Annotated in this window: 21 protein-coding genes and 1 pseudogene; 12 read left to right on the top strand and 10 right to left on the bottom strand. The window is 72.9% G+C overall.

All coding sequences use genetic code 11. The features are described 5' to 3' along the window. The first annotated feature begins 148 nt into the window (after positions 1-148). The 4 genes from ORI94_RS19565 (at position 149) to ORI94_RS19550 (ending at position 5,571) form a co-directional block, all read left to right on the top strand. Complete coding sequence (locus ORI94_RS19565; protein WP_004986573.1) at positions 149-352, top strand: cold-shock protein; 204 nt, start codon at positions 149-151, stop codon at positions 350-352. A gap of 568 nt (positions 353-920) precedes the next feature. After that, positions 921-2,543 (top strand): chaperonin GroEL, encoded by a 1,623-nt coding sequence (gene groL, locus ORI94_RS19560; protein WP_042168971.1) that lies wholly within the window; start codon positions 921-923, stop codon positions 2,541-2,543. A gap of 263 nt (positions 2,544-2,806) precedes the next feature. After that, positions 2,807-3,937 carry an NADH:flavin oxidoreductase gene (locus ORI94_RS19555; protein ID WP_266077294.1) on the top strand — a complete coding sequence of 377 codons (1,131 nt, stop codon included), beginning with the start codon at positions 2,807-2,809 and terminating at the stop codon, positions 3,935-3,937. Between the two features lie 149 nt (positions 3,938-4,086). Then, positions 4,087-5,571, top strand: a complete 1,485-nt coding sequence (locus ORI94_RS19550; protein ID WP_266077292.1) for an MFS transporter — start codon at positions 4,087-4,089, stop codon at positions 5,569-5,571. A gap of 50 nt (positions 5,572-5,621) precedes the next feature. On the opposite strand, the gene ORI94_RS19545 is transcribed toward ORI94_RS19550, so the two are convergent. The 3 genes from ORI94_RS19545 to ORI94_RS19535 all read right to left on the bottom strand — a co-directional run bounded on the left by ORI94_RS19545 (position 5,622) and on the right by ORI94_RS19535 (position 8,182). Continuing rightward, on the bottom strand, positions 5,622-6,188 hold the full coding sequence (locus ORI94_RS19545) for a hypothetical protein (RefSeq protein ID WP_266077290.1): 567 nt from the start codon (positions 6,186-6,188) through the stop codon (positions 5,622-5,624). Between the two features lie 42 nt (positions 6,189-6,230). Next, on the bottom strand, positions 6,231-7,169 hold the full coding sequence (gene murQ, locus ORI94_RS19540; protein WP_266077287.1) for an N-acetylmuramic acid 6-phosphate etherase: 939 nt from the start codon (positions 7,167-7,169) through the stop codon (positions 6,231-6,233). A 98-nt stretch (positions 7,170-7,267) separates the two neighbouring features. Next, positions 7,268-8,182, bottom strand: coding sequence for a MurR/RpiR family transcriptional regulator (locus ORI94_RS19535; protein ID WP_416237851.1), 915 nt, complete (start codon positions 8,180-8,182; stop codon positions 7,268-7,270). Between the two features lie 55 nt (positions 8,183-8,237). Here ORI94_RS19535 and ORI94_RS19530 point away from each other — a divergent pair, with 55 nt between their 5' ends. Both ORI94_RS19530 and ORI94_RS19525 read left to right on the top strand, forming a co-directional pair. After that, entirely contained in the window at positions 8,238-8,651 is a 414-nt protein-coding gene (locus ORI94_RS19530) for a hypothetical protein (RefSeq protein WP_266077283.1), read from the top strand. Further along, complete coding sequence (locus ORI94_RS19525; RefSeq protein ID WP_266077281.1) at positions 8,648-8,941, top strand: DUF4031 domain-containing protein; 294 nt, start codon at positions 8,648-8,650, stop codon at positions 8,939-8,941. Before ORI94_RS19530 ends, ORI94_RS19525 begins: the two co-directional genes overlap by 4 nt. Here ORI94_RS19525 and ORI94_RS19520 read toward each other — a convergent pair. From ORI94_RS19520 to ORI94_RS19500, 5 genes are all read right to left on the bottom strand, one after another. Next, a complete protein-coding gene (locus tag ORI94_RS19520; RefSeq protein WP_416237850.1) occupies positions 8,923-9,456 on the bottom strand; it encodes a GNAT family N-acetyltransferase in 534 nt (177 codons plus the stop codon). The genes ORI94_RS19525 and ORI94_RS19520 overlap by 19 nt on opposite strands. Next, positions 9,443-9,655: a hypothetical protein gene (locus ORI94_RS19515; RefSeq protein WP_266077279.1), complete on the bottom strand. Its 213-nt coding sequence runs from the start codon at positions 9,653-9,655 to the stop codon at positions 9,443-9,445. The genes ORI94_RS19520 and ORI94_RS19515 overlap by 14 nt, the downstream gene beginning before the upstream one ends. Positions 9,656-9,745: 90 nt before the next feature. Next, positions 9,746-10,042: a hypothetical protein gene (locus ORI94_RS19510; RefSeq protein WP_266077277.1), complete on the bottom strand. Its 297-nt coding sequence runs from the start codon at positions 10,040-10,042 to the stop codon at positions 9,746-9,748. Between the two features lie 53 nt (positions 10,043-10,095). Then, on the bottom strand, positions 10,096-10,740 hold the full coding sequence (locus ORI94_RS19505; RefSeq protein WP_266077275.1) for a hypothetical protein: 645 nt from the start codon (positions 10,738-10,740) through the stop codon (positions 10,096-10,098). A gap of 47 nt (positions 10,741-10,787) precedes the next feature. Beyond that, positions 10,788-11,252: an ATP-binding protein gene (locus ORI94_RS19500; protein WP_266077273.1), complete on the bottom strand. Its 465-nt coding sequence runs from the start codon at positions 11,250-11,252 to the stop codon at positions 10,788-10,790. Positions 11,253-11,360: 108 nt separating this feature from the next. Between ORI94_RS19500 and ORI94_RS19495 the strand changes: the two genes are divergently transcribed. From ORI94_RS19495 to ORI94_RS19480, 4 genes and pseudogenes are all read left to right on the top strand, one after another. Continuing rightward, the gene (locus tag ORI94_RS19495; RefSeq protein WP_266077271.1) at positions 11,361-12,206 is read left to right on the top strand and encodes a helix-turn-helix domain-containing protein; all 846 of its coding nucleotides are present in this window, start codon (positions 11,361-11,363) and stop codon (positions 12,204-12,206) included. Next, the gene (locus tag ORI94_RS19490; protein ID WP_266077269.1) at positions 12,203-12,406 is read left to right on the top strand and encodes a DUF397 domain-containing protein; all 204 of its coding nucleotides are present in this window, start codon (positions 12,203-12,205) and stop codon (positions 12,404-12,406) included. The genes ORI94_RS19495 and ORI94_RS19490 overlap by 4 nt, the downstream gene beginning before the upstream one ends. A 264-nt stretch (positions 12,407-12,670) precedes the next feature. Further along, positions 12,671-12,910: pseudogene (locus ORI94_RS19485) on the top strand (alpha/beta hydrolase); the annotation flags it as partial. A gap of 162 nt (positions 12,911-13,072) precedes the next feature. Further along, complete coding sequence (locus tag ORI94_RS19480) at positions 13,073-13,867, top strand: copper homeostasis protein CutC (RefSeq protein WP_266077267.1); 795 nt, start codon at positions 13,073-13,075, stop codon at positions 13,865-13,867. 20 nt (positions 13,868-13,887) lie between these two features. Here ORI94_RS19480 and ORI94_RS19475 read toward each other — a convergent pair whose 3' ends face one another. Then, positions 13,888-16,032 carry a HelD family protein gene (locus ORI94_RS19475; protein ID WP_266077265.1) on the bottom strand — a complete coding sequence of 715 codons (2,145 nt, stop codon included), beginning with the start codon at positions 16,030-16,032 and terminating at the stop codon, positions 13,888-13,890. A gap of 353 nt (positions 16,033-16,385) precedes the next feature. Between ORI94_RS19475 and ORI94_RS19470 the strand changes: the two genes are divergently transcribed. Then, a complete protein-coding gene (locus tag ORI94_RS19470) occupies positions 16,386-16,586 on the top strand; it encodes a hypothetical protein (RefSeq protein WP_266077263.1) in 201 nt (66 codons plus the stop codon). Between the two features lie 478 nt (positions 16,587-17,064). On the opposite strand, the gene ORI94_RS19465 is transcribed toward ORI94_RS19470, so the two are convergent. Continuing rightward, a complete protein-coding gene (locus ORI94_RS19465) occupies positions 17,065-18,963 on the bottom strand; it encodes an alpha/beta hydrolase (protein ID WP_266077261.1) in 1,899 nt (632 codons plus the stop codon). A gap of 189 nt (positions 18,964-19,152) precedes the next feature. Between ORI94_RS19465 and ORI94_RS19460 the strand changes: the two genes are divergently transcribed. Then, a complete protein-coding gene (locus tag ORI94_RS19460) occupies positions 19,153-19,533 on the top strand; it encodes a hypothetical protein (RefSeq protein WP_266077259.1) in 381 nt (126 codons plus the stop codon). Positions 19,534-19,625 lie beyond the last annotated feature (92 nt).

Genomic DNA, 19,625 nt, shown 5'->3' with positions numbered 1-19,625 from the left:
CTGACCTGTTGCAGAGGGCAGTTGGGCAGATACATTCAGCCGCGGTCGACGCGTTCCGGCGCACGCCCCCAACCGTTTGGGGAGTGAGGTCTGACCCGGATCCGCGAAGTGCGGATCCGCGCAAGGGCCAGTAATAGGGGAGTTAGGCATGGCTCAGGGCACCGTCAAGTGGTTCAACGCGGAGAAGGGGTACGGCTTCATCGCGGTCGACGGTGGTGCGGATGTTTTCGTCCACTACAGCGCGATCCAGATGGACGGCTACCGCACCCTTGAAGAGGGCCAGCGGGTCGAGTTCGAGATCTCGCAGGGCCAGAAGGGCCCGCAGGCCGACATGGTTCGCGTCACCGCCTGAACGCGCTACCAGCAACCACGAGAATTTTCCTGCCGACGAAGGGCTCGTGCCCCCGGGGTCACCCGGGGGCACGAGCCCTTCGCCCTGCCCGCACCGCCCCCCGCGTGTCGCCCTCCTCCCTGTCCCCTTGTGCCGACCCGCCGACCCGCCTGCCACCTGTCGCCTCCCGCCGGTCCGCCTGTTGCCGGTCTGCCTGCCGCCTGTCGCCTGCCGTCGGTCCGTGTGGCGCCCCTGCCGCCGGTCCGCCTGCTGTCGGTCCGCCTGTCGTCCGTTCCGCCTGTCGTCCGTTCGCCCGTCCGGCGGCCGCTCCTCCGCCCGCTGGCCCGTCTCGTCCCGGTGTTCGCGGGTGGCTGAGTCTCCCGCCGATCCTCGAAGGCGCTTGCACTCGCATGGGTCGAGTGCTAATCATTGCGTTAGCACTCTGAAGGTGAGAGTGACAACGTAAGGACCGGGTCGGTGAGGCCCGCAGGTCGGTGGGGCAAGGAACCGCCGGGTCTGTGAGCCGTCCGTCGCGGGCGCGGGCGCGGTCCTGGAGTCATCACCCCCAGTCCTGGAGGGACCACTTCACATGGCCAAGATCATCGCGTTCGACGAGGAGGCACGGCGCGGCCTCGAGCGCGGCATGAACCAGCTCGCGGACGCCGTCAAGGTGACGCTCGGCCCCAAGGGCCGCAACGTCGTCCTCGAGAAGAAGTGGGGCGCCCCCACGATCACCAACGATGGTGTGTCCATCGCCAAGGAGATCGAGCTCGAGGACCCGTACGAGAAGATCGGCGCCGAGCTGGTCAAGGAAGTCGCCAAGAAGACGGACGACGTCGCCGGTGACGGTACGACCACCGCGACCGTTCTCGCCCAGGCCCTGGTCAAGGAGGGCCTGCGCAACGTAGCCGCCGGCGCCAACCCCATGGCCCTCAAGCGCGGTATCGAGAAGGCCGTCGAGGCCGTCTCCGGTGCCCTGCTGGAGCAGGCGAAGGACGTCGAGACCAAGGAGCAGATCGCCTCCACGGCCTCCATCTCCGCCGCCGACACCCAGATCGGCGAGCTCATCGCCGAGGCGATGGACAAGGTCGGCAAGGAAGGCGTCATCACCGTCGAGGAGTCCCAGACCTTCGGTCTGGAGCTGGAGCTCACCGAGGGTATGCGCTTCGACAAGGGCTACATCTCGGCGTACTTCGCCACCGACATGGAGCGTATGGAGGCGTCGCTCGACGACCCGTACATCCTGATCGCCAACTCCAAGATCGGCAACGTCAAGGACCTGCTGCCGCTCCTGGAGAAGGTCATGCAGTCGGGCAAGCCGCTGCTGATCATCGCCGAGGACGTCGAGGGCGAGGCCCTGTCGACCCTGGTCGTCAACAAGATCCGTGGCACCTTCAAGTCCGTCGCCGTCAAGGCCCCGGGCTTCGGTGACCGCCGCAAGGCCATGCTCGGCGACATCGCCATCCTCACCGGTGGCGAGGTCATCTCCGAGGAGGTCGGCCTCAAGCTGGAGAACGCCACGGTCGACCTTCTGGGCCGGGCCCGCAAGGTCGTCATCACCAAGGACGAGACCACCATCGTCGACGGTGCCGGCTCGGCCGACCAGGTCCAGGGCCGCGTGAACCAGATCCGCGCCGAGATCGAGAACAGCGACTCGGACTACGACCGCGAGAAGCTGCAGGAGCGCCTGGCGAAGCTCGCCGGCGGTGTCGCGGTCATCAAGGCCGGTGCCGCCACCGAGGTCGAGCTCAAGGAGCGCAAGCACCGCATCGAGGACGCCGTTCGCAACGCGAAGGCGGCCGTCGAGGAGGGCATCGTCGCCGGTGGTGGCGTGGCCCTGCTGCAGGCCTCCTCGGTGTTCGAGAAGCTGGAGCTCGAGGGTGACGAGGCGACCGGCGCCCAGGCCGTGAAGCTCGCGCTCGAGGCCCCGCTGAAGCAGATCGCCGTCAACGCCGGCCTCGAGGGCGGTGTCGTGGTGGAGAAGGTGCGCAACCTGACCCCGGGCCACGGCCTGAACGCCGCGACCGGCGAGTACGTCGACCTGGTCAAGGAAGGCATCATCGACCCGGCCAAGGTGACGCGTTCCGCGCTGCAGAACGCCGCGTCGATCGCCGCGCTGTTCCTGACCACCGAGGCCGTCATCGCCGACAAGCCGGAGAAGGCCGCCGCGGCCGCTCCGGGCGGCATGCCGGGCGGTGACATGGACTTCTGAGCCTGACTCACCTCAGGTTCGGACCCGGTCCGTCAGTACCGAGGGCGGCACCCCCTGTCGACGACAGGGGGTGCCGCCCTCGGGCGTTTCCGGGAGCGGGACCCGGGGGGCCCGGGGGGGCGAACCTCCCGGGGTGGTGTGGTGGGGGTCACAGGAGGGTGGGCCGGACGGGTGGAATGGCTTCCGGCTCCCACTGGTTGCCGCTGGAGTGCGATGAATGCACGCACACATACTGACCGGTACATCCGACAAGGAGCCCCCACATGACCGTCGCCCCCTCCGCGGCCGCCGCCCGCGCTTCGGACGTTCTGTCCCGGCCGGTCTCGATCAACGGCCTGACCGTGCCGAACCGCATCGCGATGGCGCCGATGACCCGGATGTTCTCGCCGGGCGGTGTCCCCGGCGAGGACGTGGTGTCGTACTACTCCCGCAGGGCCGCCGCCGGTGTGGGGCTGATCGTCACCGAGGGCACGTACGTGGGGCACGAGTCGGCCGGGCAGAGCGACCGGGTGCCGCGGTTCCACGGGGAGGAGCAGCTGGCCGGCTGGGCGAGGGTCGCCGACGCGGTGCACGCGGCGGGCGGCACGATCGTGCCGCAGCTGTGGCACATCGGCATGGTCCGCGAGCAGGGTCAGGCGCCGTATCCCGAGGCGCCGGCGGTCGGCCCGTCCGGCGTGCGCACGGACGGCACCGAAGGTGCGGGCAAGGCCATGACGCAGGCCGACATCGACGCGGTGGTCGAGGCGTTCGCGCAGGCCGCCGCGGACGCCGAGCGCATCGGCTTCGACGGCGTGGAGCTGCACGGCGCCCACGGCTACCTCATCGACCAGTTCCTGTGGGCCGGCACCAACCGCCGCACCGACGCCTACGGCGGCGACCCGGTGGCGCGGGCGAGGTTCGCGACGGAGATCGTCGCGGCGGTCCGTGAGCGGGTCTCGCCCGGGTTCCCGGTCCTCTTCCGTTACTCGCAGTGGAAGCAGGACGCCTACGACTCCCGCCTCGCCGAGACCCCCGAGGAGCTGGAGGCGATCCTCGCCCCGCTCGCGGCGGCCGGTGTCGACGCCTTCCACGCCTCCACCCGTCGGTACTGGGTACCGGAGTTCGAGGGCTCGGACCTGAACCTGGCCGGCTGGACGAAGAAGCTGACCGGCAGGCCCACCGTCACCGTCGGTTCGGTCGGCCTGAACGGGGACTTCCAGGACGCGTTCCGGGGGAAGGGCGCCGAGCTGGGCAGCCTCGACAACCTGCTCGACCGGCTGGAGCGTGACGAGTTCGACCTCGTCGCCGTGGGGCGCGCGGTGCTCCAGGACCCGGACTGGGCGGCGAAGGTCCTCGGCGGACGCTTCGACGAACTCGAGCCGTACGACGCGGCGTCGCTGAAGACGCTGAGCTGATCGTGCCGGGCGCCTCGTCGTCGCGGCAGGCGGAGGAATACCGCCCGCCCCCGGCCCCGTGTTCACCCGACTTTAACTTGCTTAAGTCAATTAATCTCCATAAGGTTGCCCGAGTCAAGTAGATCTGAGCCACCACGGAGAACTCCCCCATGCCCGACGCACTCGCCCGGCCCGCCACGGCCGGGGACTCCGCGCCGCCCCGCCCCCACGTCGTGGTGGCCGTCCTGGCCTTCAGCGGCATCGTCGTCTCGCTGATGCAGACCCTGGTCATCCCGATCGTGGGGCAGCTGCCGCAGTTCCTGAACGCCTCGGCGTCGGACACCGCCTGGGCCGTCACCGCGACCCTGCTCGCCGCCGCCGTCGCGACGCCGGTCATGGGACGCCTCGGCGACATGTACGGCAAGCGGCGCATGCTTCTGCTCAGCATGAGCATGCTGGTCGTCGGCTCCGTGGTCGCCGGGCTCAGCGACAGCCTGCCCCCGATGATCGTCGGCCGCGCCCTGCAGGGCCTCGCGTCCGGTGTGATCCCGCTCGGCATCAGCATCCTGCGTGACGAACTCCCCGCCGAGCGACTGGGCTCGGCCACCGCGATGATCAGCGCCTCGCTCGGCGTCGGCGGTGCCCTCGGCCTGCCCGCCGCCGCGCTCATCGCCGACAACTTCGACTGGCACGCCCTGTTCTGGACCTCCGCGGCCCTCGGCGTCGTCGCGCTCGCCCTGGTGGCGGCCCTCGTACCGGAGTCGGAGGTCCGCACCGGCGGCCGGTTCGACCTGCCCGGCGCGGCCGGGATGGCCGCCGGGCTGATGTGCCTGCTGCTCGCGATCTCCAAGGGAGCCGACTGGGGCTGGGGGAGCGGCACCACGCTCGGCCTGTTCGCGGCGGCCGTCGTCGTCCTGGCCGCCTGGGGAGTCTTCGAGCTGCGCGTCACCGAGCCGCTGGTGGACCTGCGGGTCTCGGCCCGCCCCCAGGTACTGGTGACCAACGCCGCCTCGGTGGCGATCGGCTTCGCGATGTTCTCCATGTCCCTGGTCGTCCCGCAGCTGCTCCAGCTGCCGGAACAGACCGGTTACGGCCTGGGCAAGTCGCTGCTGACGGCCGGTCTGGTCATGGCTCCGTCCGGCCTGGTGATGATGGCGCTGGCCCCGGTGTCCGCACTCGTCTCCCGTGCCAGGGGACCGAAGGTGACGCTGATGACCGGCGCCCTGATCGTCGCCGCGGGCTACGGACTGAACGTCGCCCTCATGACCGAGGTCTGGCACTTCGTGCTCGCGTCCTGCGTCATCGGCGCCGGTATCGGCTTCTGCTACGGGGCGATGCCCGCCCTCATCATGGGCGCCGTGCCCGCCTCCGAGACGGGCTCCGCGAACAGCCTCAACACCCTGATGCGGTCCCTGGGCACGTCCGTCGCCAGCGCCGTCGCCGGTGTCCTACTCGCCCAGATGACCACGCGGCTCGGCGCGTTCGCGGTGCCGTCGGAGAACGCCTTCCGCACGGTGCTGGCGCTCGGTTCCGGTGCCGCGCTCGTCGGGTTCGTCGTGGCGGCCTTCATCCCGCGCGAGCGGCCCGCCGGAGCGGGCGCACCGGTGGCACGGGGCGCGGCCGGGACCGCCGAGGCCTCGACGGCCGACGCGTAGGGCCCGGTGGCCGGACCGACGGGTCGACGGGTCGACGGTGGCCCGTCGGTTCAGCCGCCCATCGGCTCGATGTCCGTCCGGACCGGCGTTCCCCACACGCGCAGCACCTCGTAGTCGGTGAACTCGTGCACGAGCCGGTACGCCATGGCCGCCCGGGGTCCGCGCCGCTCGGCCGCGAGGAACAGTTCGGCCTCGCGGCGGTCCCGGCGCGGGGTGCCGCACAACTGCCACGCCCGACCGTTCCACAGCTCCGGCAGCCAGCGCTGCTGGGGCTGGGGGCGGTCGCCGTGCATCCCGTACCGGGACGGGACGGGCCCGGTGGACGCGTGCTGGGGCGCCGGCCCGTTGAACTCGGCGCGGCGGGCCGTACGGCGCCGGGTCTCGCACAGCAGGCACAGGTCGGGGGCGCTCTCGTCGACCGGTCCGGTGGGGTGTTCGGGGCAGCGCGTACGGGGCGCGGCCGTGTCGACGCTCTCCTCCAGCCGGTCCAGCGCGCGCTTCAGATCCGCCCGGACCTCGTGCAGTTTGGCGTCCGACGTGTCACCGGTCAGCGCCTCGCCGTGCTCGCCGAGGACGCGCAGGGCGCGGCCCAGGGCGGTGAGCTGCGCGTGGTTCATGTGGTTCGTCTCCGTGTGGGGGTCGGTCCAGTATCCCAGCCGTCAGGGCCGGCCGGCCGCCGCCAGCGCCGTGCGCAGGTGGCCGTCCGCCTCGTCGAGGAGGCGGACGGCCGTCGGGCCGTCCACGTCGGCCAGCAGGACCAGGACGGCGTTCTTCACCTCGCCGTCCGTGGCGGCCAGCGCACGCTCGACGTCGGCGTCCGCCGCACCCGTCGCCAGGGCGACGATGCGGCGGGAGCGGGCGCGCAGCTTCTCGTTGGAGGCCCGTACGTCGACCATCAGGTTCCCGTACGTCTTGCCCAGCCGGATCATCGTGATCGTCGAGATCATGTTGAGGACGAGCTTCTGGGCGGTGCCGGCCTTGAGGCGGGTGGAGCCGGCCAGCAGCTCCGGGCCGACGACGACCTCGACGCCGTGCTCGGCCGCCGCGGCGAGCGGGCTGCCCGCGTTGCAGGCCAGACCCACCGTCAGGGCTCCCCGCGCGCGGGCGTGCGTGACGGCGCCGACGGCGTACGGGGTGCGTCCGGAGGCGGAGACGCCGACCACCGTGTCCTCGGCGGTCAACGCCAGCGCGTCCAGGTCGGCCGCGGCCAGCTCCGCGGAGTCCTCGGCGCCCTCGACCGACGTGACCAGGGCACCGGGTCCGCCCGCGATCAGACCGACGACCTGGCCGGGGCCGGTGTTGAAGGTCGGCGGGCACTCGGAGGCGTCCAGGACGCCCAGCCGCCCGGCGGTGCCCGCGCCCGCGTAGACCAGCCGGCCGCCCCGGGCCATCCGCTCGGCCACGGCGTCGACCGCGGCGGCGATCCGGGACAGCTGCCCGGCGACGGCGGCGGCGACGGCGGCGTCCTCCCGGTTCATCAGCCGGGCGATGTCGAGGGTGGGCAACCGATCGACGTCCGCCAGTTCCGGCCGGAACGCCTCGGTGGTCAGCGCCTCCAACTGGGCGCCGAGATCGCGGTGGTGGGAGGTGGAAGTCATGGCGGGTCTTTCCGGTCGGGGGACGGGGGCCTACCTCGGGGGCGCGGGGAACCGCGCGGTCGGCCGCAGGCCACCGGCAGATCTCCACGACGATCCGGCTACGGCCTCTTGCGGGCTGCCCGACGCCGATGCGCCAACGCCTCGTACGAAGCGGCCAGCGAAGGTGCCGCCGACGCGTAGGTGCGCTGGGCGATGCCCACGAACAGGCAGTCCACCACGAGGAGCTGACTGGTCCGGGAGGACATCGCGGCCGGGCGCAGCTCGCTCTCGCGGGCCGTGGACGTGGTCAGCACGTGGTCGGCGTACCGGGTGACGGGTCCGTCCGGGCGGCCGGTGACCGCGATGGTCGTCGCCCCGCGCTCGAAGGCGACCCGGAGCGGCTCGATGACGTCGCCGGTGGACCCGGAGTGCGTGATGGCGACGGCCACGTCACCGGCGCGCAGCTGCACCGCGTTGGTCACGGCGAGGTGCGGGTCACCGGGGGCGTGCGCCATCAGCCCTATGCGCAGCAGTTTCTGGGTGAGGTCCTGGGCGACCAGGCCGGAGGCGCCGATGCCGTACACGTCCGTCCGGCGGGCGCCGGCCAGGGCGGCGACGGCCGCGCCGAGCTGGACGGTGTCCAGTCCGGCGGCCGTGTCGGCGAGGGTCTGCTGCTCGTCGTGGGCGAGCTTGGCGACGACGTCGGCGAGGGGGTCGTCCACCGCGATGTCCGTGGTGAGGGCGGGGGAGCGCCCGGACTCCTGCTGGGCGGCGAGCCCGGCGAGGGCGAGGCGCAGGTCGCGGTAGCCGGGATAGCCGAGCAGGCGGGCGGTGCGCACGACGGTGGCCTCGCTGGTGCCGGTGAGTTCGGCGAGGCCGGTGACCGTGAGGGCCGCGCAGCCGGCCGGGTCGCCCGCGACGGCCTCGGCGACCCGCTGCATGGAGCGGGTCATCGACGGCGACAGCGTCCGCACCTTGGCCGTGAGGGCGGCGGGAGCGGGCGGAGCGAAAATTTCCTTCACCTTCCGGGTCACCCCTGAAAGATATTTTCGTTTCGGTGGCGCGGTCAAGGGCGCGCACAATAGGGGCATGCACCCCCACGGCGACCCTCGCGACCCCGACGACGCCCCTGCCGCCCCCGTCAGCCCTCTGGAGCTGGCCCTGCACGCGGCACGCGCCCTCGTCCTCGCCGACCTGGTCGCGCACGAGGTCGCCGAGGCGGAGATCGTCTCCCTCGTCGAGGAGTCCGTGGCACAGCGCCGCTGGTGGATCGAGCAGTGGCCGGAGGGGGCCGGGTTCGTGGCCGGACTGGTCGCCCAGGACGTCCAGGACGCCCTGCTGGACCGGTACGGCCGCTGGCCGCTGTGCCCGGTGTGCGGCTCGGGCGACCCGCACGCGCTGGAGGTCGAACCGGAACTGGGCCCCGACCCGCACTGGGTGTGCCACCAGACGGGCGTGAAGGTCGCGGCGGTGGGCTCGCTGAGCGGGGCGGCTCCGGCGTGACGGTGTACATCGACCCGCCCACCTGGCCGGGGCACGGCTGCCTCTGGTCCCACCTGGTCAGCGACGTCTCCTACGACGAACTGCACGCCTTCGCCGCCGCCCTCGGCGTCCCCCGCCGCGCCTTCGAACGCGACCACTACGACATCCCCCAGCACCGGTACGCGGACGTCGTACGGGCCGGCGCGCTGGAGGTCAGCAGCCGCGAGGTGGTGCGGCTGCTGTACGGGGCGGGGCTGAGGGTGCGCAAGAGCGAGGTGCGCGGGGGCGTGCTTCAGCGGCGCAGCTCGTAGACGTACTCGCCCTCGTTCTCGTTCTCGCTCCCGGGCCCGGTGGTCCGGGTGAATCCGGCGCGGGTGACGACGTTCTGCGAGGGCGTGTTGGCGCGGTCGACGACGGCGGTGACGGTCCGGACCCCGTCCTGCGCCAGCGCCCACGCCGACAGGGCGCGCAGCGCCTCGGTCGCGTAGCCGTGGCCGCGGGCGCCCTCGACGAGGTCGTAGCCGATCTCCACGCGTCCGTCGGGGTCCGGAGCGCTGTGGAAGCCCATCGCGCCCACGGCGAGGTCGTCCTCCCGCCGGACCAGGACGTAGGTGGTCCACTCCGGCCAGAACTCCCCCACCTCGTACCGCTCGACCACCATCCCGGCGCCCACCCGGGTGCCGTCGGCGGGACCGGAACCGACCCACGCGAAGCCGCCGTCGCCGCCCGTCGACAGGTCGGACGCGACCGCGGGAGCGATGCTCACCAGGACGAGACGTTCGGTGGGTATGCGGCTCGTGCCCGCTCGCTCGTCAGGCCTTGTCATCCTCGTCCCCCGTGTCGTCCGGTACGACCGACACGATGGCGCAGGTCGGGGGAGCCGGGTGTGGAAGGTGGACGTACGTCACGGACAGGGCGGGGCAGTCCGCACGGGCTTCGACACGTGTCACCCAGACCTCCGCGCCCTGGTCGAGTACGCGGACGCGACGGCCCAGCTGCTGCTTCCGTTCCAGCTCCGCACGCAAGCGCCTCGACGACAGCCTCAGCGGCGGGGCCCAGCAGGTCGAGGCGCTTGCGTGCGGTGTGCGTGATCTCCACGACGGCCGTCGGCTCGGTCAACGGGGGTCCTCCAGCTTCAGCGCACGAGCCAGTTCGACGCCTTCGGCGAGGGAGGCCTCGAAGTCGGGGTCGCAGCGTGTCAGGACATGCCCGCGATACGTCGCGATCAGCTCGGAGACCTCGCGCAGGTCCGTGAAGTCGACACGGTTGAGGGTGGCCGCCAGTTCGGCTTCGAGGCGGGCCAGGTCGCCCGGGAAACCGAGCCCGGCGGCAAGGGCGGCCCGCACCTCGCCGAGGGTCCGCATGGGAGGTGGCTCGACAGGTGCTTCAGGGGGGACAGGCTGTTCGCTCACGGAGTGTGATCCTTCCTGCGGAGAGCTGCTCCACGACGCTACTCCGGCCGGCCTCATCCCGTCAGCAGTTCCAGCTCGCCGCCGATGTTGTACCGGGCCGTGGCCTCCCAGTGCTCCCGCCCGTACGGCGTGCGGAACAGACGCGGCAGGGCGAGGAGCCGGCGCAGCACGGCGGCCCGCCCCTCGCGGAAGGCGTCGCCGGGGACGAAGTGGTACTCCTCGCGGACGGCGGCGGTGTAGGCGGCGTACGCGGACGGCGGCGAGGCGAGGACGGCCAGGTCCGCGTCGCACAGCACCTGGCCGTCCGGGTCGCCGTCGGCCGGGTCGTGGGTCACGGTGAGCCGCACCAGCCGCGCGACCTCGGCGACCTTCGCCCCTGGGACCCCGGCCTCGGCCAGCGCCCGCTCGGCCAGCCGCGCCGACCGCTCCTCGTTCTCGGACCGGTCCGGCAGATAGACGGCGTCGTGGAACCACGCCGCCAGCCGCACGGCATCCACGTCGTCCGCGTACGCCGCCAGCTCGTCGACCCGGTCGAGCACGGCGGTGAGGTGCGCGACGGTGTGGTACCGCCGTTGATCCTCCTGCCAGCGGCCGAGCAGATTGTCGGCGTAGGGGACGGGATCGGGCCCGCCCCCGGCGCCCCTGGCCCCCTCCAGAGCCCGGACGAAACGCTCACGCAGAACATCGGTGTCGACCATGCGGCCATTGTTCCCGGTACGCGCCCCGAGAGGTCAGAGGTCAGAGGTCAGAGGTCGAGCTCGGCCCGTACCGTTTTGCCGGGGCCGCCGTCTCCGCGCGGCCCGACGTCCATCCGGCTCGTCAGACAGGCCACCAGCCAGAGACCTCGGCCGGTCTCGGCTCCGGGGTCCTCGGGAGCGTGGGGCCGGGCCGGAGGCAGGCGGTCGTCGCGGGTGTCGACGACCTCGACGCGGAGGAGATCGCGCGCGGCGGTCAGCGTCAGGCTCAGGCGGAAGTCGCGGCCCGGGACACGGCCGTGGGTCACCGCGTTCGCGGCGAGTTCGGCGACGACCAGGGTCGCGGTGTCGTTCACCTCGGACTCGTAGGGGAAGCCCCAGGCGTCGAGCCGGTGGGAAGTGAGCCGCCGGGCGAGGCGGGCGCCTCGCGGGGTCGAGGTGAAGCACATGGAGAACTCTTCGGCGTGTGCTGGGGGTTGGCCGGTGCGCTCGAAGGGGGGAGTTTCGGTCGTCATGGGAGTGAGCGTGCCGTTGCGTGCGTACCGTGACCAGCAGTGAATCCCTTACACAGCGTTGCTGTAAGGGTGCCGCGAGTGTCTGTCGGTGAGGAAGGGGGGCAGCTCATGGCGCAGGTCGTGGAGCAGGCGGGGGAGGCTCGGAACGAAGATCCGGCCGACGAGTTGCTGCGTTCCTTCGGCAGGCAGGTCAAGATTCTCCGTGAGCGGGCCGGGCTCACACAGGCCGCACTTGCTCCACGGCTCGGATACAGCGAGGCGCAGGTCGCTGCGATCGAGCAGGGGCGCCGGATTCCACGGCCGGAGACCATCGACAACCTCGACAGTCTGCTGGAGGGCGGTGGGCTGCTGCTCGTCATGAAGCGGGCCGTGGCACTCACGCGGTATCCGGCCTTTTTCCGTGACGCGGCGCGGATCGAGGAGGAGGCCGTCGAGTTCCATGCGTACGCGGTGCTGGCCGTGCCAGGGCTGCTTCAGACCGAGGAGTACGCACGGACCATGTTCACCGTGTGGCGGCCCCGGCGGCGTGAGGACGAGATCGAGCAGATGGTGGCGGCGCGGATGGCTCGTCACAAGCTCTACGAGCGGAAGCCCGCACCGACGCTCAGTTTCGTCATCGAAGAGTCCGTGCTGGAGCGGCCGTTCGGCGGGGTGAATGTGCTGCGTGGTCAGTTGGAGCAGATTCTGCTCGTCGCCGAGAACCCCCATGTCGAGATCCAGGTCATGCCGACTCGGGTCACCGACCACGCAGGGGCGGACGGGCCGTTCACGATGATGACCCCGGAGGGCGGGGAGCAGGTCGCGTATGTGGAGAGTCAGGCCAACGGGCGTGTGATCACCAAGCGCGAAAGCGTGCGTGGGTTCGCCGTGCGGTATGGAATCCTGCGGGCACAGGCACTGTCCCCTGCCGAATCCGTGCGCCACATCCAGAAGTTGCTGCAAGGAGACCTATGAACACCGAGCAGTCACAGGCCCAGTCCCTCCACTGGTTCAAGTCCAGTTACAGCGGTGGCGCGGGCGGTGAGTGCGTCGAGGTCGCCGCCCTCCCCGCCTCCGTCCGTGTCCGCGACTCCAAGGACACCGGCCGGGGCACCTTCACCGTGGCCCCGGCCACCTGGGCCGGGTTCATCGCTCACGCACGCCACGCGCACTGACCGAAAAGCGTCGTCAAGAAGGGCGTGACGACCGGCTTGGACCACTTCCGTCGGCCCTGCCAGCATCAGCGGTAGCAGACAGGACCTGGTGCACACGGCTGCACCAGGTCCTGGGGCCGTTCCTTCGGGGGCGGCCCGAGTGCTTCCCGGCAAGGATCGCCGGCTCGCACACACCTGTCCGTATGCCGCCCCCGCCCTCCCCGGCCCCGTCCTCCACGGCCCCGTGCTCGGCCAGCGAGACCGCGGCGCGCGTGCCGCCGGTACCGGGCGCAAGCGGCGACCTGGGGCCGGATCCCGAAGACCTTCGTCCGCCTGGCCGACGACGCGAGCATGCCGCTCGCCCTGCAGGACCGGCTGATCCACGAGGGTGACGAACTGACGCCGGACCACCCGTACGACGTCCGCACGCTCGCGGGCAGTCACCTGAAGTGGCTGGTCGATCCGGCGCCGGCGGCCCGGATCCTGGGCGACCTCGCCGCGCTTTCGGCCCCGTCCGCGGGGTGACGGCCGGAGCGGGGGCCGCGGGGCTGAACATCCTCGGGGGGTGAGACCGGCCTCGGAGTGTGGGGGCGCGGATCCCCGGTCGGCGGGCGTAGGCTGGATTGGACTAGACCTCTAGGTCTCCAGTCGTCGATCCGTGCCCTTGATGCCGAGGAATGGGGTTCCATGAGCAAGCGCGCAGTCCTGGAGGTGATCGCCCTCGACGTCGAGGACGCGGTTGCCGCGCGGGCGGGAGGTGCGGACCGGCTCGAGCTGGTCACCGACATGGCCGCCGACGGGCTCACCCCGTCCGCCGCCACCGTCGCCGCCGTCCGCGCGGCCGTCGGCATCCCGCTGCGGGTGATGCTGCGCCTGGCGGACGGGTTCGCCGCCGGTGACCCCGGCCGGCTGGTGGGCACGGCGCGGGAGATGCGGGACGCCGGGGCCGAGGAGTTCGTCCTCGGGTTCCTCGACGGCGACGGCCGGGTGGACCTGGACGCCGTGGAACGGGTCGTCGGGGCGCTGGACGGCTGCCCGTGGACCTTCCACCGCGCCATCGACCGCGCCGCCGACCGCGCCGCCCTGCGCAAACAGCTCGACGGGCTGCCCGGCCTCGACACCTACCTCACGGCCGGCGCGCCCGGCGGCGTGGCCGACGGGCTGCCCACCCTGCTCGCCGAGGCCCGGCGCGGGCGGGGGGACGAGCCCGGGTACCAGCAGCAGCTGCTCGTCGGGGGCGGCCTGCGGCTGGAGCACGTTCCCGCGCTGCTCACCGCCGGGGTCCGCGCCTTCCACATCGGGGGCGCGGCCCGGCCCGGCGGATGGGCCGGTCCCGTCTCGGCGGAAGCCGTCGCGCAGTGGCGCCGGGTCGTGGACGGGGCGGTCGAAGAGGCGGCCGGCGGGAGTGCCGGAGAAGCGGTCGAAGAGGCGGTCGGAGAAGCGGTCGGCGAGGCAGCCGGGGAAGCGGTCGGCGGGGGCTGACGCCGTTCCGCCGGGCCGGCTCAGTCCGGCGGCGGCAGCAGCAGTTGCTGCGGCAGGGGCGCCGCGTGCGTCACGACCAGGCCCGAGACCGCTCGGGTCAGGGCCACGTACAGGCGGCGCAGGCCGGTGCGTTCGTCGGGCTCGCCGTCGACCACGGCGCGCGGCTCGTCCAGGACCACGTAGTCGTACTCCAGGCCCTTCGCCAGCGACGCCGGGACCAGGGTGAGCCGGGTCTCGTACGTCGTCTCCTCGCCCGGCGCGACATAACCGATGCCCGCCCCCGTGAGGGCCTCCGCCCACTCCGGGATCCGGGCGTCGGCGGCGATCAGGCCGACCGAGCCCTCGTGGGCCAGCAGTTCGCGGCAGGCCGCGAGCACGTCGTCGGTCCCGCCGGACGGCCGGACGGCGAACAGGCCCGGGTTGTCACGGACCGACGCCACCGGCGCCAGCCCCGGCGCGATGTGCGGCAGCAGCCGGGAGGCGTACGCGATCACGTCCGTCGGGACGCGGAAACCGGCGGTCAGCTCCTCCACCACCGCGTCCCGCTTGCCCAGGTGGCCCAGCGCCTCCTCCCAGCTCCGGGTCGCCCACGGCGTGGTGCCCTGGGCCAGGTCGCCGAGGACGGTCGCCGAACCGGTCGTGCAGCGCCGGCCCACCGCCCGGTACTGCATGGGCGAGAGGTCCTGCGCCTCGTCGAGCACCACGTGCCCGAGGGACGGGGTGCGCCGGATCAGGTCGGTGGCCTCGTCGATCAGTACCGCGTCCGCCGCCGACCACTTCGCGGACCTCACCGACCGCGTCGGCTTCGCCCGGAGGATCGCCCTCTGCTCGTCCTCGTCCAGCAGTCCGGCCGCGTGCTCGGCCAGGAACTCCGGGTCCGTCAGCAGCCGCAGGACGAGCTTCGCCGGATCGACGGCCGGCCAGAGAGCCTGCACCGCCGCCTTCACCGCGCCGTTGCGGGCCACGGTGTCCTGCACCCTGTCGTCCGGCGCCTCCCCGGCCCGTTCCATCTGCACCAGCACGGCGTGCGCGATGCGCTGCGGCAGGGCCTCGCGGGCGGCGCCGTAGCGGATGTCCCGGTCGAGCAACTGGCGGACCAGTTCCTCCAGTTCGTACGCCGCCACCCGCCAGCGGCGCGAGCCGCGCACGACGACGACCGGTTCGGTGGGCAGGGTCACGTGTGCGTAGAGGGCCCGGCGCAGCACCTCGGCCATCCTGGCGTCGCCCTTGACGAGCGCGGTCCGCGCGTCGTCCGTCCCGCGCACCTCGACATGGGCCACCAGGTCGTCCACCGTCGCCTGTCCGACCGCCAGTTCGCCCAGCGCGGGCAGCACCTGCTCGATGTAGTGGAGGAAGGACCGGTTCGGGCCGACGACGAGCGTGCCGGTGCGGGCCAGCCGCTCGCGGTGGGCGTACAGGAGGTAGGCGACCCGGTGCAGGCCCACGGCCGTCTTCCCGGTGCCCGGGCCGCCCTGCACGCAGACGCTGCCCGCCAGGCCGGACCGTACGATCTCGTCCTGCTCGGGCTGGATCGTGGCGACGATGTCGCGCATCGGGCCGACGCGCGGGCGTTCGATCTCCTGCTGGAGCAGCCTGCTGGTGACGGCCTCCCCTGCGGAGCCGGACGATGCCACTGCGGTGGGGCCGGACAGGTGCTCGTCCTCGTACGCCGTGAGGTCGCCGCCGGTGTACCCGAAGCGACGGCGCAGCGCGACGTCCATCGGGTCCTTCTTCGACGCCCGGTAGAACGGCTGCGAGACCGGCGCACGCCAGTCGATCACCATCGGGTCGCCGTCGGCGTCGTGCACGTGCCGGCGCCCGATGTGCAGTGTTTGATAAGCAGCCTCCGGCTGCGGGCGCTCACCTTCCGCGCCCTCGGCGTCCTCGGCGCCCGGAGCGTGCAGGTAGTCGAGGCGGCCGAAGAACAGCGGGGTGTGGCCGAGGTCGGCCAGCGCCTTGACGCGGTCCCCGATCTGCCGCTCCAGGATCTGTGCGTTGACCCAGTTCGCGGTGACGTCACGGATGTCGAGGGCCTCGACGTCCTCGCGCATCGCGCGCAGGGCGGTGCGGGACGCGGTGAGGTGGGCGCGCTCGCGGGCCAGGGGGCCCGTGGCGTCGGCGGCGGGCGTGGCTGGGGCGGCGGGTTCGGGGACGTGCGCGGGCACGGGTCTGCCTCCGGCTGGTGCTGGCGGTGATGCCGCGTGATCACGGCAGGGCGGACCGCCCGGTTTCCGTCCGGGCGGCGGCACTCCGGCGAGGGAGGCGGGAGGGCCCCGGTCGACCACCGTTCCGGTGGCCGGGGCGAGCGGGAGATTCTAATCGGCTCCCGCACACGGGGCGAACGATTAACGAAGGCGCGGTGCTCCGTGCTCCGTACTCCGCGGGGTCTCAGGGGGCTCTCAGGGGTGCGGGTCCTCCTCGGAGGGGACACCGTGCGCCTCGGGGCGTACACGACGGAACCTGAAGTCGGGCCTCAGGACTGATGCCCCGAACGGGTGATATGGCGCACTCTGGACACATGAGTACAGCGACCTTCATCCCAGGCAACCGGGCCCGTGACCAGGGCGCCCCGCGGGGTGCCACCGCCACCGGCTCCGTCCCCCACTCCCCGCACCGCCTCGGCAACGCCCTGCGCGCGGTCCGGGTCTTCGCCGAGAGCCTCTTCTCGGTCACCGTCCTCGGTGAGTACAACGAGGAGGCGGGCGTCCGCCGCCGCTGACCGCACAACACACGGTCCTGGCCTCGGCCCCGGCTCTCGGCCCCGGTCCTGGCCTCGGATCTCAGCCCCGGCCCCGGTCGTGGCCCCGGCCCCGGGACTCGGCTCTCGGTCCTGGCCTCGGGTCTCGGGTCTCGGCACTGGATTCCGGTCCTGGCTCCGGTCCAGGCCCCGGCTCTCGGCCCCGGTCCTGGTCTCGGTCCTGGTCCTGGCCTCGGGACTCGGGTCTCGGTCCTGGTCTCGGATCTCGGTCCTGGTCCCGGCTCTCGGCCCCGGCCCCGGCCCTGGCCTGGAATCTCGGCCCCGGCCCTGGTCCTGGCCTCGGGACTCGGGTCTCGGTCCTGGTCCCGGCTCTCGGCCCCGGCCCCGGCCCTGGCCTGGAATCTCGGCCCCGGCCCTGGCCTGGAATCTCGGCCCCGGTTCTGGCCCCGGGTCTCGGTCCCGGCCCTTTGTGCGGCCTCGGCCTCGGGCCCGGTCCTTGTCAGGGAGCGGTGCGGCGGTCCTCCACGGGAAGCAGACCGGCGACGACGTCCAGGGGCCAGCGGCCGTACGGCAGCGCCGGCTCCGGTACCGCGGCGGGGGCGGTCCCCGACGCCGCGGCCTGGACCGGCCCCGGCGGCGTCCCGGGGATCCGTTCGACGAACGGCGGGAGATCCTGCGTGCACCGCGCGCCCTCCGGCGGCAGCGCTCCCGTGAGGAAGTAGCGCACCGCGTGCCGCCCCACGCACGCGCTCGGGTTGTCCAGCGCGGTGTGGCCGTACCCGTCCACCGTCAGCAGCCGCGCGTCGCGCAGTTCCTCGGCCATGCGCACGCCCGCCGCGTAGGGGGTGGACGGGTCGTGGGTCGTGTTCACCACCAGCACCGGATGGGCGGTCGCCCCGTCCCACGGGCCGGTGTACGGGGCGGCGGCGCGGGCCGGCCAGGTGGCGCACGGCTCGTTGGCCCACACCCACCAGCGGGCCAGCGCCCCCGCTTGTGCCACCGCCCGTTCCTCCAGCTCCGGGTAGAACTGCGGCGACCGGGGGTTGGGGCTCTCCGCGCACAGCACCGCGAGCGACTGCTCGAAGCCCGGATAGCGTGCCGGGCCCGCCGGATCGCTGAGCGGAACGAGTGGCCGGCCGCTCCACAGCGTCTGCAGCAGGTCGGCGACCCCGGCCCAGCCGGGGTGCACGGTGTAGAGCCCGCCGCGCACCTCGCTCACCGCCCTCGCGTACGTCGGGTCGCCCGCCGGACGCCGGGCGAGGCGTGCCATGAGGGTGTCGTACTTGTCGCGGGTGGCCGCCGGGCTGCCCGCCGAGAAGACGCAGCCGGTCACGGGCGCGCGCCCGCAGTGGTCGAGGAACTGCGCCAGCGTGTCGGCCGACCCGAGGTGGGAGCCGACCCGCAGGAAGGTGTTCAGCCCGGCCGCCGTGCCGGTCTCGCCCGCCGTGCCGGTCTCGCCCGCGGTGCCGACTTTGCTCGTCGTGTCGGTCTCGCCTGCCGTGGCGGCCTTGCTTGCCGTGTCGGTCCCGCCCGCCGTGCCGGCTGTGCCCGCCGTCCTGTCCGTGGCTGCCGCGACGTGTTCGCGGGCCCCGTCCACCCAGGCGAGCGGGTCCACGTTCCCGTCGAGGACGAGCCGTCCGGCCCGTTCGGGGAACAGGTTCGCGTAGGTCGCGCCGAGGAGGGTGCCGTACGAGACGCCCCAGTAGTGCAGTCGCTCCTCGCCGACCGCGGCGCGCAGCAGGTCCAGGTCGCGGGCGGTGTCGGCGGTCGAGACATGGCGCAGCAACTGCGGGTCGTTCTGCTCGCAGCGCTCCGCGAGATCGGCGTACGCGGCGATGTGTGCCTGCTGGGCCTGCTCGCCCACCGGGAACGGCGGGAGGTCCGCCTGCCAGTCGGCGGCCTCCTCGGCGGTGCCGAAGCAGCGTACGGCCGTGCTCTCGCCGACGCCGCGCGGGTCCCAGCTGACGATGTCGTAGCGGTCCCGCAGTTCGTCCGGGAACCTGTCGTACAGCTCCGGGAGGCCGACGGTGCCGGGGCCGCCCGGACCGCCGGGGTTGAAGAACAGCGTGCCGACCCGCTTTCGAGGAGTCGTGGCGCGGTGCCTGATCACCGCCAGCTCGATCGTGCGGTCCCCGGGGCGGGCGTGGTCCAGGGGCACGTTCGCCACCGCGCACTCGAAACCGGTCTGCGCCGCGTCCCGGCAGTCCTGCCACCGCAGCACCACACCGCCGCCGGCCTCACCGCCCCCGCCCGCGCCGCCGCCCGGTCCTCCCGGCCCGCCCGCGGCCGCCGGCCCGGCCGCCCCGAGCAGCAGCACCAGCGCCCCGGCCACCGCCCCCGCGGCCTTGGTGAGCGGTAGCCGTGCGGTGGTTGCGGTGGTGAGGTCGGTCCGTGGCATGGGCAGGCCCTTCACTCGCGGCAGCCGGGAGCGGGCCTGCGGCAGCGGACCCGCTGTCATACCACCGGCGGTCCGCCGACCGGGCAACCGACACGCGTCCGATCGGGTGCTGAGGTGGGTAACTCGCGCACGCCCGTCTGAGTACGTACGCCGATGCCCGGCCCCCGGTCGCCCGGCTTGACTGGCGCCATGAGCCGGAACCACTTCGTGTCCCCGACGCCGGCGGTGCCCTGGCCGCCCGACCAGGACCGCCGGGCCTGGGTGGCACCCGCCGTCGCGACCGTGCTGCTGGTGTTTCTGGTGCCCCCGGCGTTCCTGCTGGGCGCGATGTCCGCCATGGCGACCGACAGCTGCGGGCCCGACGACTGTTCGCAGGCCCTGACGACCTCCCTGAACGTGGTCTACGGGGCCATGCCCGTCGGCGGCCTGCTCACCTTCTGCACCTGGCTCACGTCCTGGGTGCTGCCGTGGCAGGTCCGGTGGTCGGGCCTGCGCGCCTGGATGGCGGTGCTCTCCCTGCTGCCGCCGCTGTTCGTCATCCTGCTGGTGTTCCACCTCCCGCAGGGGTAGGGCCGGGTGCGGAAGGGGTGCGTGCCGTGCGACGCCCGGCACGCACCCCCGCCGCATCCGTGCCCCCCCAAAGCCCCGGGAACCCGGCCCGG

Origin of the sequence: Streptomyces sp. NEAU-W12 (genome assembly GCF_026242095.1) — a bacterium.
Classification (GTDB): domain Bacteria; phylum Actinomycetota; class Actinomycetes; order Streptomycetales; family Streptomycetaceae; genus Streptomyces.
The sequence above is the reverse complement of the archived record's forward strand: the minus strand, read 5'-3'. Positions and strand labels throughout refer to the sequence as shown.